Source organism: Caballeronia choica (assembly GCF_001544535.1).
GTDB lineage: Bacteria > Pseudomonadota > Gammaproteobacteria > Burkholderiales > Burkholderiaceae > Caballeronia > Caballeronia choica.
In genome coordinates, this window is record NZ_FCON02000019.1 from 45609 (window position 1) to 59575 (window position 13967).

The 13967-nt window shown below is 64.5% G+C and carries 12 protein-coding genes and 1 pseudogene; 10 read left to right on the forward strand and 3 right to left on the reverse strand.

All coding sequences use genetic code 11. The annotated features are described in order from the left end of the window. Positions 1-53: 53 nt before the first annotated feature. Complete coding sequence (locus tag AWB68_RS11450; protein ID WP_087644460.1) at positions 54-539, reverse strand: MarR family winged helix-turn-helix transcriptional regulator; 486 nt, start codon at positions 537-539, stop codon at positions 54-56. Positions 540-644: 105 nt separating this feature from the next. Here AWB68_RS11450 and AWB68_RS11455 point away from each other — a divergent pair, with 105 nt between their 5' ends. The 9 genes and pseudogenes from AWB68_RS11455 to AWB68_RS11495 form a co-directional block, all read left to right on the forward strand. Then, a complete protein-coding gene (locus AWB68_RS11455; RefSeq protein WP_087644461.1) occupies positions 645-1856 on the forward strand; it encodes a 3-hydroxybenzoate 6-monooxygenase in 1212 nt (403 codons plus the stop codon). A gap of 47 nt (positions 1857-1903) precedes the next feature. Continuing rightward, on the forward strand, positions 1904-2602 hold the full coding sequence (locus AWB68_RS11460; RefSeq protein ID WP_087644462.1) for a fumarylacetoacetate hydrolase family protein: 699 nt from the start codon (positions 1904-1906) through the stop codon (positions 2600-2602). Positions 2603-2604: 2 nt separating this feature from the next. Then, positions 2605-3249, forward strand: coding sequence for a maleylacetoacetate isomerase (gene maiA / locus AWB68_RS11465; protein ID WP_087644463.1), 645 nt, complete (start codon positions 2605-2607; stop codon positions 3247-3249). Positions 3250-3264: 15 nt separating this feature from the next. Beyond that, positions 3265-4293: a gentisate 1,2-dioxygenase gene (gene gtdA / locus AWB68_RS11470; protein ID WP_087644464.1), complete on the forward strand. Its 1029-nt coding sequence runs from the start codon at positions 3265-3267 to the stop codon at positions 4291-4293. 38 nt (positions 4294-4331) lie between these two features. Further along, positions 4332-5666 (forward strand): MFS transporter, encoded by a 1335-nt coding sequence (locus AWB68_RS11475; protein ID WP_087644465.1) that lies wholly within the window; start codon positions 4332-4334, stop codon positions 5664-5666. Between the two features lie 87 nt (positions 5667-5753). Further along, entirely contained in the window at positions 5754-7280 is a 1527-nt protein-coding gene (locus AWB68_RS11480) for an amidase (RefSeq protein WP_087644466.1), read from the forward strand. Between the two features lie 335 nt (positions 7281-7615). Then, positions 7616-8923, forward strand: coding sequence for a dicarboxylate/amino acid:cation symporter (locus AWB68_RS11485; protein ID WP_087644503.1), 1308 nt, complete (start codon positions 7616-7618; stop codon positions 8921-8923). A 13-nt stretch (positions 8924-8936) separates the two neighbouring features. Beyond that, positions 8937-9881 (forward strand): amino acid ABC transporter substrate-binding protein, encoded by a 945-nt coding sequence (locus AWB68_RS11490; protein WP_087644467.1) that lies wholly within the window; start codon positions 8937-8939, stop codon positions 9879-9881. A 17-nt stretch (positions 9882-9898) separates the two neighbouring features. Continuing rightward, positions 9899-10096: pseudogene (locus AWB68_RS11495) on the forward strand (MarR family transcriptional regulator); the annotation flags it as partial. Positions 10097-10127: 31 nt separating this feature from the next. On the opposite strand, the gene AWB68_RS11500 reads toward AWB68_RS11495, so the two are convergent. Beyond that, the gene (locus AWB68_RS11500; protein ID WP_087644468.1) at positions 10128-10475 is read right to left on the reverse strand and encodes a hypothetical protein; all 348 of its coding nucleotides are present in this window, start codon (positions 10473-10475) and stop codon (positions 10128-10130) included. Between the two features lie 452 nt (positions 10476-10927). Between AWB68_RS11500 and katG the strand changes: the two genes are divergently transcribed. Next, the gene (gene katG, locus AWB68_RS11505; RefSeq protein WP_087644469.1) at positions 10928-13189 is read left to right on the forward strand and encodes a catalase/peroxidase HPI; all 2262 of its coding nucleotides are present in this window, start codon (positions 10928-10930) and stop codon (positions 13187-13189) included. Positions 13190-13291: 102 nt separating this feature from the next. On the opposite strand, the gene wrbA is transcribed toward katG, so the two are convergent. Further along, positions 13292-13894 carry an NAD(P)H:quinone oxidoreductase gene (gene wrbA, locus AWB68_RS11510; protein WP_087644470.1) on the reverse strand — a complete coding sequence of 201 codons (603 nt, stop codon included), beginning with the start codon at positions 13892-13894 and terminating at the stop codon, positions 13292-13294. Positions 13895-13967: the final 73 nt, after the last annotated feature.

Consider the following 13967-nt stretch of genomic DNA (forward strand, 5'->3'; position numbering starts at 1 on the left):
CGATGTAGTTCGGGCGGTCGCCGGCAACCAGGGTACCGAGCCTTGCCAACCGTTCAAGAGGACGCGTCGTTCGCCTCGCCCTGTGGCCCGCCGGCGTCGTTCCCCGCGTGCCCCACCAACACCTTCAGCATTTGCATGAAACGCGCACGGTCGGGCTCGGGCAGCGGTTCGAGCATACGCAATTGTGCCCGCATCATCGCGGGCTGGACTTCCTCGAGTAACGCTTCGCCCTCGGCGGTCAGCGTCAGCAATCGCACGCGACGGTCTTCGTCCGAGGCATTGCGCTGCATCAGCCCGCGCTTTTCCAACCGGTCGATGACCCCGCCGATGGTCGACGTATCGAACCCGATCGACCGTGACAGCGTGCGCTGGTCGAGTTGCGGACGGTCGTGCACGGCCTGCATCGCCGCGTACTGCACAGGCGTGATCCCGTGCGCCTCGGTTTCCTCCAGAAAAATCGCAACCGCCATCTGCTGAAGCCGGCGGATGTAGTGGCCTGGCAAATCATCCAGATGGGGTGCGGCAGGTCGTTCGTTCATGGCGATGCGCGGCTCAGGGTAAACACGCTAACTTGCGACACATTTTATCACTATACTTTTCATCAGTGTACTCATCATGTGTATGCGGTCAATCAGGAGACAAGCATGACTCATTCGACTCTTCCGCTTTCGTCCCAGCCCGTCATCGTTGCTGGCGGCGGCATCGGTGGTTTGGCGGCTGCGCTGGCGCTGGTGCGCCAAGGCTTCGCCGTCAAGGTGCTGGAACAGGCGCCCTCGATCGGCGAAATCGGCGCGGGCATTCAACTGGGGCCGAACGCGTTCGCCGCCTTTGACGCGCTGGGCATCGGCGAGCGGGCGCGCGGCCGGGCGGTCTACACCGACGAAATGGTCATGATGGATGCGCTCGACGAGACGACGGTCGGCCGCATCTCGGTAGCCGAGGCGTTCCGCGAGCGTTTCGGCAATCCCTACGCGGTGATCCATCGCGCCGACGTACACGGCGCGCTGCTGGAAGGCGCGCAGGAAAGCGACCGCATCGAGTTCCTCACATCGACCCAGGTCGCGCACGTCGAACAGGACGCATCGGGCGTCACGGTGTTCGACACGAATGGCAATGCGCACCGGGGTGTCGCGCTGATCGGCGCGGACGGCGTGAAGTCCGCGGTGCGCCAACAGTATGTGGGCGATGAAGCCCGCGTATCCGGCCACGTGGTGTATCGCGCGGTAGTCGACAAAAAGGACTTTCCGGCAGATCTGCAATGGAATGCCGCCGCCGTCTGGGTGGGGCCGAATTGCCATCTGGTGCATTACCCGCTGCGTGGCGGCGAACAATACAACGTGGTCGTGACCTTCCACAGCCGCGACAAGGAAGAGTGGAGCGTGCGCGAGGGCAGCCGCGAGGAAGTCCAGTCCTATTTCACCGATATCTGCCCGCGCGCCCGGCAACTGATCGAGCTTCCGAAGAGCTGGAAGCGCTGGGCCACCGCCGATCGCGACCCGATCGCCCAGTGGACCTTCGGCCGCGTGACGCTGCTCGGCGACGCCGCCCACCCGACGCTGCAATACCTTGCCCAGGGCGCCTGCATGGCGATGGAAGACGCCGTGACGCTCGGCCAGGCACTGCGCGCAAACGACAACGATTTCACCAAGGCTTTCGATCTGTACCAGCGCTCGCGCGTCGCGCGGACCGCACGCGTCGTGCTGTCCGCCCGCGAGATGGGCCGCATCTTCCACGCGAAGGGCGTCGAGCGGCTCGTGCGCAACGAATTGTGGAAAGGGCGCAAGGACGAGCGTTTCTACGACGCGCTCGAATGGCTCTACAGCTGGACCGCCGAGAACTGTCTCGCCCTTTCCTGAACACCCCTGACCGAACCATCACCCCTTTGTTTTTTGGAGTTTCATCCATGAGCTACGTCATCGAACCCGAAGCGCAAGTCGCGATTCCCGTTGCAGGCAGCGACGATCTTTTTCCGGTGCGCCGCATCTACTGCGTCGGCCGCAACTACGCCGCGCACGCGCGCGAGATGGGCTTCGATCCGGATCGCGAGCCGCCGTTCTTCTTCTGCAAGCCCGACAACACCATCGTCGTGGTGCCGGCAGGCCAGACGGTCGACGTGCCTTACCCGCCGCAGACCACCGAGTACCACCACGAGATCGAACTGGTCGCGGCGATCGGCAAGGGCGGGCGAGACATTCCGGTCGACGAGGCCAACGAGCATGTCTGGGGCTATGCCGTGGGCCTCGACATGACGCGCCGCGACCTGCAACTGAAGCTGCGCGACAAGGGACGCCCGTGGGAACTCGGCAAGGCGTTCGACCAGTCGGCGCCGATCGGCCCGCTCGTGCCTGCATCGAAGATCGGTCATCCGACCGAAGGCGCCGTGTGGGTGCAGGTCGACGGCGAAGACCGCCAGCGGAGCGACATCGCCAAGCTGATCTGGTCGGTGCCCGAGATCGTCGCGAATCTCTCGACCTACTTCGAACTGCAACCGGGCGACCTGATCTTCACCGGCACGCCCGAAGGCGTGGCCGGCGTCCAGCGGGGCAACACGATGCTCGGCGGCATCGACGGCCTCGGCGAACTGAGCGTGCGGGTAGTGTGAAGATGGCCGCGCTCAAGCTCCATGGCTTTTTCAACAGCTCGGCCTCGTATCGGGTGCGCATCGCGCTCGGATTGAAAGGGCTCCCCTGGGAACACGTCGGCGTGAACATTCGCACTGGCGTGCAGAACGGCGCCGGCTACAAGGCGCTGAACCCGGCCGGTCTCGTGCCGACGCTGGAAGACGGGTCCGCTCGCATTACCCAGTCGCTTGCGATCATCGATTATCTGGAGCGCCTTCAGCCCGCGCCACGGCTCGTGCCCGAAGGCGGCACCGAGCGCAACCGGGTGCTCGAGATCGCCTCGCTGATCGCCTGCGACATTCACCCGTTGAACAACCTGCGCGTGCTCAAGACCTTGACGGGCTCGCTCGGCGTGAGCGACGCGCAGAAAAACGACTGGTACCTGAACTGGATCACGCAGGGTTTCGATGCGCTCGAAGCATGGCTCTCCGATGAAGGCGATTTCTGTGTGGGCGACGCGCCCACGCTCGCCGACTGCTGTCTGGTTCCGCAGGTCGCCAACGCGCAGCGCATGAAGGTGGATCTGTCCGCGTACCCGCGCATCCTGCGCATCAACGATCAATGTCTGCGGCTGGCGGCGTTTGCCGATGCCGCGCCCAACCGCCAGCCCGACTTCGTCGCCGGCTGAATCGAGGAGCATTCGATGTCCGATATCCAGACCCAGCGCGAGGCCTTCTACGGCCGCGCCGATAAAGAGCGCCTCGCCCCGCTGTGGACGCGCCTGAAGTCGCTCGTGCCCGAGGCGCCGGTGCCCGCCTGCGTCGCGCACCAGTGGCGTTACGAAGACGTGCGGCCTTATGTGCTCGAATCCGCTGAACACATCTCGGCGAAGGAAGCCGAGCGCCGCGTGCTGATTCTCGAGAACCCGGGGCTGCACGGCAGCTCGCAGATCACCAATTCGCTGTACGCCGGGCTGCAGTTGATCATGCCGGGCGAAGTCGCGCCCGCGCATCGCCACACGCAAAGCGCGCTGCGCTTCATCATCGAAGGCAGCGGTGCTTATACGGCGGTCGACGGCGAGAAGACGCTGATGGAACCCGGCGACTTCGTGATCACGCCGTCGTGGACGTTCCATCACCACGGCAATGAAACGGATCGCCCGATGGTGTGGCTCGACGGTCTCGACATCCCGCTCGTCGCACTCTTCAACAGCACGTTCCGGGAAGATCATCCCGACGATGAGGCGCCGGTGACGCGACCTGCCGGCGATGCGCTCGCCCGCTATGGCAGCGGCCTGCTGCCGGTGGGTTACAAGGCGACTTCGCTCAACTCGCCGGTGTTCAACTACCCGTACGCGCGAACCCGCGAAGCGTTGCACGCGCTCACGCGCGCCGGAGCGCCGGACCCGCACGCCGGCTACCTGATGCGCTACGTCAACCCGGTCGACGGCGGCTGGGCGATGCCGACGATGGCCACCACGATCCGCTTGTTGCCCAGGGGATTCACCACGCAAGCTTACCGGTCGAGCGACAGTGCCGTGTTCGTCGTGGTCGAAGGGCGCGGCCGCCTGCAGTTGGGCGACGAGCGCTTTGAACTTGCACCGCATGACGTCGTGGTCGTCCCGGGATGGATGAGCTACACGCTGGAGGCGCGTGAAGATCTGGTGCTGTTCAACTATTCGGACCGGGTCGCGCAGGAAAAACTCGGCTTCTTCCGCGAACAGCGCCTCTGATCGACGAACCGTCCACATAACTATTCAGGAGACGAGTCATGAGCACACAGCGGACGATCGACGTTCAGGGTTTCATCAACGCACACAGGCTGTCGGCGATGCAGGTCATCACGCTGCTGCTGTGCTTTTTCATCGTCGCGGTCGATGGATTCGATACCGCGGCGATCGGCTTCATCGCGCCGGCCATTCGAGCCGAGTGGGGACTCACGGCCGCGCATCTCGCGCCGGTGTTCGGTGCGGGGCTGGCGGGTTTGATGGCGGGGGCGTTTCTGTTCGGGCCGCTGGCGGACCGTTTCGGACGCAAGACCATCCTGATGGCGTGCGTGGGCTTTTTCGGGCTGGCCTGTCTGGCATCGGCGTATTCGACTTCACTCGGCATGCTCGTCGTGCTGCGCTTTCTGACGGGTCTTGGCCTCGGCGGGGCAATGCCGAATTCGGTTACGCTGAGTTCGGAGTACGCGCCGGAAAAACATCGCTCGGTGCTCGTGACGACGATGTTCTGCGGCTTCACGCTCGGCTCGGCGCTTGGCGGCGTGGTCGCGGCGCATATTGTCGCGAGCTTTGGCTGGCGCGCCGTGCTGGTGATCGGCGGGGTCATGCCGCTGGTGCTGTTGCCGGTGCTGGCCATGACTTTGCCGGAATCGGTGCGCTACCTGGTCATGAAAGGCCGCAAGCCCGAGCAAGTACGGCGCACACTGCAACGGATCGCGCCGTCGGAAGACTTGTCGGCGAGCGAGTTCGCCATTCCCGAGAAAGCATTGCGGGGCTTCCCGGTCAAGCATCTGTTCGACCGCAACCTGCGTCGTGGCACGCTGTTTCTCTGGCTCGCGTTTTTCATGAGTCTGCTCGTGATTTACCTGCTGTCGAGCTGGCTGCCGACGCTGATCTCCAGCACCGGCATGACGCTGAAAAAGGCGTCGCTCGTCACCGCGATGTTCCAGGTGGGCGGCACGGTCGGTGCGATTGCGCTCGGGCAATTGATGGACCGCTTCAATCCACAACGCGTGTTGGGCGTAACCTACGCGTTGGCGGCGGTACTCACCGCGCTGATCGGCAGCAGTACGGGAAGTACGCCGGTCCTGGTGCTGGCCGTGTTTGGCGCGGGCTTCTGCATTTCCGGAGCGCAGGTGGGCGCCAATGCACTGGCGGCAGGGTTTTATCCGACTGCGACGCGTGCCACGGGCGTGAGCTGGGCGTCGGGTGTGGGTCGCATCGGATCGGTGCTCGGCTCGATGACCGGGGGGTGGATGCTCGCGCTCGACTGGAGTCTGCCGATGGTGTTTGCTGTCGTGGGTGCGCCGGCGGTGATTGCTGCGCTCAGCATGCTTTCGATGGGGCGGGTTGAGCGGGTTCAGGTGGTGGCTGCGCATTGAGGAGGGCAGTTGTCGCGCCAGCGATCACAACCGCCGCCCGTGCGTCGTGTACGTCGATAACCGGATATCAAACCAGGATGCCATGACATGAACTCGAACCGGGATCTGGTCAGCCACTCCGCCGTCGAACTGCGCCGGATGATCGGTGCCAGGGAGATATCGCCGCTGGAACTGCTCGATGCGTGCATCGAGCGCATCGAAGCGATCAACCCGGCGGTGAACGCGGTGACCGCCACCTGCTACGAGCAGGCGCGCGAAGCCGCGAAGGCCGCCGAGCGTGCGGTAATGCACGGCGAACCGCTCGGCCTCTTGCACGGCCTGCCGCTCGGCGTGAAGGATCTCGAAGACACGGCCGGCCTCCTGACGACATACGGCTCGCCGATGTCGCGCGGCAACGTGCCCTCGCGCGATGTCGCGATGGTCGCACGGCTGCGCGCGGCCGGCGCGATCCTGGTCGCGAAGACCAATGTCCCCGAACTCGGCGCGGGCGCGAACACGCGCAACGTCGTATGGGGCGCCACGGGCAATCCGTTCAACCCGGAACTGAACGCGGGCGGCTCGTCGGGCGGATCGGCGGCGGCGCTCGCGTGCGACATGCTGCCGGTCTGCACCGGGTCGGACACCGGCGGGTCGCTGCGCATTCCCGCGTCGAAATGCGGCGTGGTCGGCTTTCGTCCGTCGGCGGGGCTGGTGCCCCATTCGCGGCGGCTGCTCGGCTGGTCACCGCTCTCGGTCCTCGGTCCGATGGGACGCACGGTCGCCGAAAGCGCACTGCAACTGGCCGCGACCGCGGGTTTTTCAAACGCTGACCCGCTCAGTTATGAAGTCGATCCCGTTTCGTTTGCGATGCCCGCGCCGCACGATCTCGCGTCGCTGCGCGTGGGGTTTACCGAAGACTTCGGCAGTTGCGATGTCGATGACGCGATCCGCGCCACGTTCCGCTCGCGCATCGCCGCAATCGCGCCGATGGTCCACTCGTGCGAGGAAGTGGCCTTCGATCTCGGCGAGGTGCATCGCTGCTTCGACGTGATTCGTGCGGAGAGCTTCGTCGCGGGCCTGCGCGACGCGTACGAGCGCGACCCGAGCCTGCTCGGACCCAACACACGCGCCAACTACGAGATGGGCGCGACGATGTCGCTCGCCGACAGCGCCTGGGCGCAAGCGGAACAGACGCGCATCTTCCAGCGCTTCCAGGCCGCCTTCGAACGCTTCGACGTGATTCTCTCGCCGACCACGCCGGTGTCGCCGTTTCCGTGGCGGGAACTGTATGCGGCGCAGATCAACGGCCGCGCGCAGGAGAACTACTACCGGTGGCTCGCGCTCACCTACGTCGTCACGCTGACGACGCATCCCGCGCTGTCGCTGCCGTGCGGCGTCGATGATGCGGGCATGCCGTTCGGCTTGCAGATCGTCGGGCCGTTTCATGGCGACGGCAAGACACTCGCGGTCGCACACGCGTTCGAGCAGGCGTTCGATGGCGTGCCGGCGTTGCGTCGACCGCGTCCCGATCTGTCGAAACTTACGCAGCCGACACCGTCGCTGAAGTCGATCGTCACCGCGCCGCCCATTTTCGACTCCACCAGCGCAAGTCACGCCGGACCTTCGGCGGTTTGAATCCTGTTTAGCGAAATCCGGCGCCCTTGGACCAACGCGTGGATGAGCCAGGAGGAGCGTGCCGCTCGCGCAGGTTGCCTGGCTACGCGGCTAGGCTACACTTTATTCAACGATCTGCCGTAAGCTGTCGGGGCGGGGCCGCGCTTCGCGGGCCTGACGAATCATCGGCACAATGCTTGCCGCGTGATCGGTGCACACGATTCGTTGCACCGGCAACGAAGCAACCGCAGTCAGACGCAGCCTTGAAAGCAGCCGGTGGCATTCCGGGCAACGCGTGTCGCATCCTGTTCGACCTTTCCGTCCGCAATACATACGCAGTGATTGGAGGCTTCGAGATGAACAGAAAAAATAACGCGGCCATCTGGATCCTGATTGCGATGGTGGTGGGCATCGGGATCGGCTACATGATCTACACGAGCTTCCCGGACAAGAAGGCTGCCACCGAGATCGCCGGCTACATCTCGCTGGTGTCGGACGTGTTCCTGCGGCTCATCAAGATGGTGATCGGCCCGCTCGTCTTCTCGACGCTGGTGGTCGGCATTGCGCACATGGGCGACGCGGCCTCGGTCGGGCGCGTGTTCGCGAAGGCGCTGGGCTGGTTCGTCACCGCGTCGCTGGTCTCGCTGCTCCTCGGCCTGTTGATGTCCAACCTGCTCAAGCCCGGCGAGAATCTCGGACTGCCGCTGCCCGACATCGGCGCGTCGGTCAACCTGGCGACTTCCAAGTTCACGCTCAAGGACTTCGTCGGGCATATGGTCCCCCGGTCCTTCGCCGAAGCGATGACCAACAACGAGGTCCTGCAGATCGTCGTGTTCTCGATGTTCTTCGGCGTCGCGCTCGCCGCACTGGGCGAGAAGGGCAAGGTCCTCGTGGCCGCGATCGACCAGCTCTCGCACGTCATGCTCAAGATCACCGGTTACGTGATGAAGCTTGCCCCGCTCGCGGTGCTGTCGGCGATGGCGGCGACGGTGGCGGTCAACGGGCTGACGATCCTGCTGAAGTTCGCGGTCTTCATGGGTGACTTCTACCTCAGCCTGTTCCTGTTGTGGGGGTTGCTCACGGCGGCCGGCCTGCTGTTCCTCGGGCCACGCGTGTTCAAGCTGCTCGCGCTGATCAAGGAGGCATTCATGCTTTCGTTCGCGACCGCGAGTTCCGAGGCCGCGTATCCGAAGATCCTCGACGCGCTCGACCATTTCGGCGTGAAGCGCAAGATTTCCAGCTTCGTGATGCCGATGGGGTACTCGTTCAACCTCGACGGCTCGATGATGTACTGCACGTTCGCGTCGCTGTTCATCGCCCAGGCGTACAACATGCACCTCTCGCTGGGCACGCAGTTGACGATGCTGCTGGTCCTGATGTTGACGTCCAAGGGGATGGCTGGCGTGCCGCGCGCGTCGCTGGTGGTGATCGCCGCCACGCTCAATCAGTTCGGCATCCCCGAAGCCGGGTTGCTGCTGATCCTCGGCGTGGATACCTTCCTCGACATGGGCCGTTCGGCCACCAACGCGGTGGGTAATTCGATCGCGAGCGCGGTGGTCGCCAAGTGGGAAGGGGAACTGCTGTCGGAAGCCGACGCCGAGGCCAACGCGGCGCGCCTCGACGCCGAACTCGAAGCGACCCTCGCCCATCCGGTGGAAACCTGACGGGGGCCGAGCCATGAAGACGCAGCGATTGTGGTCGATGCTCGCCATCGCAGGGCTGCTGATTGCCGCTGCCGCAGCGCGGGCGGAGGATGCACAGCCGTCGCGCCCGGTTTCCGACGCCCTCGCGCCGGCCGCGCTGACCGGCACGCTGGCCAAGGTGCGCAATGCGGGCACCATCGTGCTGGGCTACCGCGAGTCCTCGGTGCCGTTTTCCTATCTGAACGCGCGCAACGAGCCGATCGGCTATTCGATCGAGCTGTGCAAGTCGCTGGTGTCGGCGATCGGGGACGCGGTCAACCGCACCCTGACCATCCGCTGGCTGCCTGTCACGCCCGACAACCGCATTGACGCGGTGGCGAGCGGCCAGGTCGACCTGGAATGCGGCTCGACGACCAGCAACCTGGAGCGCCAGAAACGCGTGGCCTTCTCGCCGATCATTTTCGTGGCCGGCACCAAGGTGATGGTGAAGAAAGGCTCGCCGATCGGCTCGTTCCGCGACCTCGCGGGCAGGAAGGTCGCGGTGACGGCCGGCACCACGAACGAGAAGACGCTGCGCGACCTGGACCGGAAGTTCAAGCTCGGGATTCAGTTGCAGGTGGTGCCGGAGCATGCGCAGGGCTTCGCGCAGGTCGCCGACGGTCAGGCCGACGCGTTCGCCACCGACGACGTGCTGCTGTATGGCCTGATCGCGGAGCATGCCGGCGCAGGGAGCGGGTATCGCGTGGTGGGCGATTACCTCTCCTATGATCCGTACGGCATCATGTTCCGCAAGGACGATCCCCAACTCGCGCAGGTGGTGAAGGATACGTTCCAGGAGCTTGCGGCGGACGGGGAAATCGACCGCCAGTACAAGCGCTGGTTCTTGCGCCGCCTGCCGTCGGGCACCAGCCTCAATCTGCCGATGAGTGCGCAACTCGAAACCATCATTCAGACGTTGGCCGGTGGCGAGGCACAGTGAGCGCCGCGCGGCACGCCGGTGTCAAGGAGAGGCAGCGCGATCCCGAGGAGGAACGCCAGGTGCGGGTCAGCTTCACGAAAGGCGGCCGACCGCTGCGTGAACGAGGCCTGAAGATGGACTTGGTCGAGGCGACCGGCGTGGCGCCGGACGATTTCGCGAAAGTGCAGAAGGCGATCGTGACGCTGCGCAACAATCTCATCGCGTCAGTGTTCTGAGCAACGGGGGGGGCCACCGTCGTCCCTTTCACTAACGTAACTCGACGCAACGCGCCGGCGACCGCTCGGGCCGTCGGCTCAACGGGATGATGTTCGTGGGAGCACATCCGGCGGCACACTGGCACGCCCAATACGTTTCCGTGCCGATCACATGCTTTGTCAGGACGCATTCGTCGGCGCAGTCGTCGCTCTGGCATCCGAAAGTCGCACCCGCAGCGTTGGCCGGATCGAGTACGCACCACACATTGCATAGGCCAAAACGCGGGGAGCGCAGCATGGCCTTGATCTCCGGCGGATACTCCGAACGCTCCAGCGCGCGCACGACCGTCTCACCGTCCCGCTCGGAAACGGTGAGGAGCTTGCCGACCACCTTGATCATCCGCAAACCCTCCGAAAATGCCCGTGCATCGGTGAGGCTATGTCCCGGCACACGCCTGCGCAGGCTTTCCCTTAATTCGTAAACCTAGATGGCGATCACGGCAGGTTCCAATCGCTTCCGTCAATGATGCGGATAGCCCTTTGCTATCCCGTCGCCATCAGCCGGCGCTGCGGCGCAATAGCACCGACCTATCAACGGCATTGCACGAAACTAATTCTGTTGATTGCCTCTCGCGCATATATTTCACTTGGAGTATGACCGCCAACGCGTGTGATGCTCGCTCCAGTTCACATCCCGATCGCCTGTCAAACCGGGACAATCGCGCGGCCGTGAGCGATGCCCTGCAACCAATCTGCCGTGTTACACCGGAGGGCGTAAGATCGTCGCTGCGCCGATAAGAACTGGCGCACCGTTGGAACGATCGTGCATTCGTCCTCTCAAGGAGACAACGCATGTCAAACGATGCAAAGTGCCCGTTCAACCATTCCGCCGGCGGCGGTACGACGAATCGCGACTGGTGGCCGAAGCAGTTGCGAATCGACCTGCTCAGCCAGCACTCCAGCAAGTCCAATCCGATGGACCCCGGCTTCAATTACGCGGAGGCGTTCAATAGCATCGACTTTGCCGCACTGAAGAAGGACCTCGGCGAGGTAATGACCAACTCGCAGGAATGGTGGCCCGCGGACTTCGGCCACTATGGCCCGCTCTTCATCCGCATGGCCTGGCACAGTGCCGGCACGTACCGCATCGGCGACGGCCGCGGCGGCGCCGGGCGCGGCCAGCAGCGTTTCGCGCCGCTCAACAGCTGGCCGGATAACGTGAGCCTCGACAAGGCCCGGCGCCTTCTCTGGCCGGTCAAGCAGAAGTACGGCCAGAGCATTTCCTGGGCCGACCTGTTGATCCTCACCGGAAACGTCGCGCTCGAAACCATGGGCTTCAAGACCTTCGGCTTCGGCGCCGGCCGCGAGGACACGTGGGAGCCGGATCTGGACGTCTACTGGGGCAACGAGAAAACGTGGCTGGGCGGCGACGTCCGCTACGGCAAGGGCAGCGCCGGCAACGACGATGACCAGGGCGTGATCGTCGCCGACCAGGAGAAGCACGGCGAAGAACAAAGCCGTACCGACGGCGGGCGCAACCTGGAAAGGCCGCTGGGCGCCGTGCAGATGGGGCTCATTTACGTCAACCCGGAAGGGCCGGACGGCAATCCGGACCCGGTCGCGGCGGCCCATGACATCCGCGAGACTTTCGCGCGCATGGCCATGAACGACGAGGAAACCGTCGCGTTGATCGCCGGTGGCCACGCGTTCGGCAAGACGCATGGCGCCGGTCCGTCCGACAACGTGGGCCCCGAACCCGAGTCCGCCGACCTCGAGAACATGGGGCTCGGCTGGAAAAACAGCTTCGGCACCGGCAAGGGCGCCGATACGATCACGAGCGGCCTGGAGGTCACCTGGAGCGCCACGCCGACGAAGTGGGGCGTGGGCTTCTTCGAGAACCTGTTCGGCTACGAATGGGAACTGACGAAGAGCCCCGCAGGCGCGAATCAATGGGTCGCCAAGGATTCCGCTGAAACGATCCCGCATGCTCACGATGCCTCGAAGAAGCTGCGGCCGACCATGCTCACCACCGACCTTTCGCTTCGCCTCGACCCGGAATACGAGAAGATCTCGCGGCGCTTCTGGGAAAATCCCGACCAGTTCGCCGACGCCTTCGGCCGCGCCTGGTTCAAGCTGACGCACCGCGACATGGGGCCGCGCGCCCGCTATCTCGGCCCGGAAGTCCCCGCCGAGGAATTGCTCTGGCAGGACCCGATTCCGGCGCTCGATCATCCGCTGGTCGATGACGGGGACGTCGCCGCGCTCAAGCAAAAGGTCCTGGCGTCGGGGCTGTCGATTTCCGAACTCGTATCGACTGCCTGGGCGTCGGCGTCGACGTTCCGCGGCTCGGACAAGCGCGGCGGCGCCAACGGCGCGCGCATCCGGCTGACGCCGCAAAAGGACTGGGCGGCCAACGAGCCCGAGCAACTCGCGAAGGTGCTGAAGGTACTGGAAGGCATCCAGGGCGAATTCAACGGTGCACAGTCCGGCGGCAAGAAGGTTTCGCTCGCCGACCTGATCGTGCTCGCCGGCGGTGCGGCCATCGAGCAGGCGGCGGAGAAGGCCGGCAGCAAGGTGACGGTGCCTTTCTCGCCAGGCCGCATGGACGCCTCGCAGGACCAGACCGACGTGCAATCGGTCGCGATGCTGGAACCGCTCGCCGATGGCTTCCGCAACTTCCTGAAGGACAAGTTCCCGGTTTCGGCCGAGACCTTGCTGGTGGACAAGGCGCAGTTGCTGACGCTGACTGTCCCCGAGATGACGGTGCTCATCGGCGGCTTGCGCGCCCTGAACGTGCATGCCGGGCAAAATGCGCACGGGGTCTTCACCGACCGGCCGGAAACGCTCACCAACGACTTCTTCCGCAACCTGCTCGACATGGGTACGGAATGGCAGTCGGTGTCATCGGCGCGGGATTTGTTCGAGGGACGCGACCGCAAGACGGGCGAGAAAAAGTGGGCTGGCACCCGCGTCGATTTGATCTTCGGTTCGCATGCTCAGTTGCGGGCGTTGTCCGAAGTCTATGCAAGCGAGGACGCGCAGGAGAAGTTCGTCCGTGACTTCGTCGCAGCCTGGGTCAAGGTGATGAACCTGGACCGGTTCGATCTGGCCTGAGTGAGTCGTAGTAGTCGCAAGGCGCCGTCAGGGCTCACGCTCTGACGGCGCTTTTTCTTGCCGCGGACGCGGCCACGTTTCGCGCGCGGCCGGCGAATCTGGCTAGCCCGCCAGCTTCACCGCAAGTTGCGCGACATGCTGCCCTTGGAAGCGCGCGATTTCCAGTTCGTTTTGTGAGGGTTGACGCTTGCCGTCAGCGCCTGCGAGCGTGGTTGCGCCGTAGGGTGTGCCGCCGGTGATTTCGTTCATGTTCGTCAGTCCCGCACACGAATACGGCACGCCCACGATCACCATGCCCTGATGCAGCAAGGTGCTGTGAAACGACGTAATGGTGGTCTCCTGGCCGCCGTGCTGCGTGCCCGTCGACGCAAAGACGCTGCCGATCTTGCCCACGAGCGCGCCCTTCATCCACAGGCCGCCGGTCTGGTCGAGGAAGCTCCGCATCTGGCCGGCCATGTTGCCAAAGCGCGTCGGCGTGCCGAAGATGATGGCGTCGTAGTTGGCCAACTCGTCGGGGGTCGCCACCGGAGCTTGCTGGTCCAGCTTGACGCCATAGGCCGCCGCCTGCTCGGCAGGAATGGTTTCGGCGACCCGCTTGATCGTCACGTCCGCACCCGCGACCGATCGCGCGCCTTCGGCCACGGCACTGGCCATCGTTTCGATGTGGCCATACATGGAGTAGTAGAGAACGAGAATTTTCGCCATGATGTTTCCTCGGTTTAAGTGAATCGAAGAAGTGGGCGCGACTTGGGATGAGATTACTGTCACAACCGACGGC

Bases quoted from the DNA above. Each gene is read 5' to 3' on its own strand.
- AWB68_RS11450 (WP_087644460.1), bottom strand. From the start codon at position 539: ATGAACGAACGACCTGCCGCACCCCATCTGGATGATTTGCCAGGCCAC.
- AWB68_RS11455 (WP_087644461.1), top strand. From the start codon at position 645: ATGACTCATTCGACTCTTCCGCTTTCGTCCCAGCCCGTCATCGTTGCT.
- AWB68_RS11460 (WP_087644462.1), top strand. From the start codon at position 1,904: ATGAGCTACGTCATCGAACCCGAAGCGCAAGTCGCGATTCCCGTTGCA.
- maiA (WP_087644463.1), top strand. From the start codon at position 2,605: ATGGCCGCGCTCAAGCTCCATGGCTTTTTCAACAGCTCGGCCTCGTAT.
- gtdA (WP_087644464.1), top strand. From the start codon at position 3,265: ATGTCCGATATCCAGACCCAGCGCGAGGCCTTCTACGGCCGCGCCGAT.
- AWB68_RS11475 (WP_087644465.1), top strand. From the start codon at position 4,332: ATGAGCACACAGCGGACGATCGACGTTCAGGGTTTCATCAACGCACAC.
- AWB68_RS11480 (WP_087644466.1), top strand. From the start codon at position 5,754: ATGAACTCGAACCGGGATCTGGTCAGCCACTCCGCCGTCGAACTGCGC.
- AWB68_RS11485 (WP_087644503.1), top strand. From the start codon at position 7,616: ATGAACAGAAAAAATAACGCGGCCATCTGGATCCTGATTGCGATGGTG.
- AWB68_RS11490 (WP_087644467.1), top strand. From the start codon at position 8,937: ATGAAGACGCAGCGATTGTGGTCGATGCTCGCCATCGCAGGGCTGCTG.
- AWB68_RS11500 (WP_087644468.1), bottom strand. From the start codon at position 10,475: ATGATCAAGGTGGTCGGCAAGCTCCTCACCGTTTCCGAGCGGGACGGT.
- katG (WP_087644469.1), top strand. From the start codon at position 10,928: ATGTCAAACGATGCAAAGTGCCCGTTCAACCATTCCGCCGGCGGCGGT.
- wrbA (WP_087644470.1), bottom strand. From the start codon at position 13,894: ATGGCGAAAATTCTCGTTCTCTACTACTCCATGTATGGCCACATCGAA.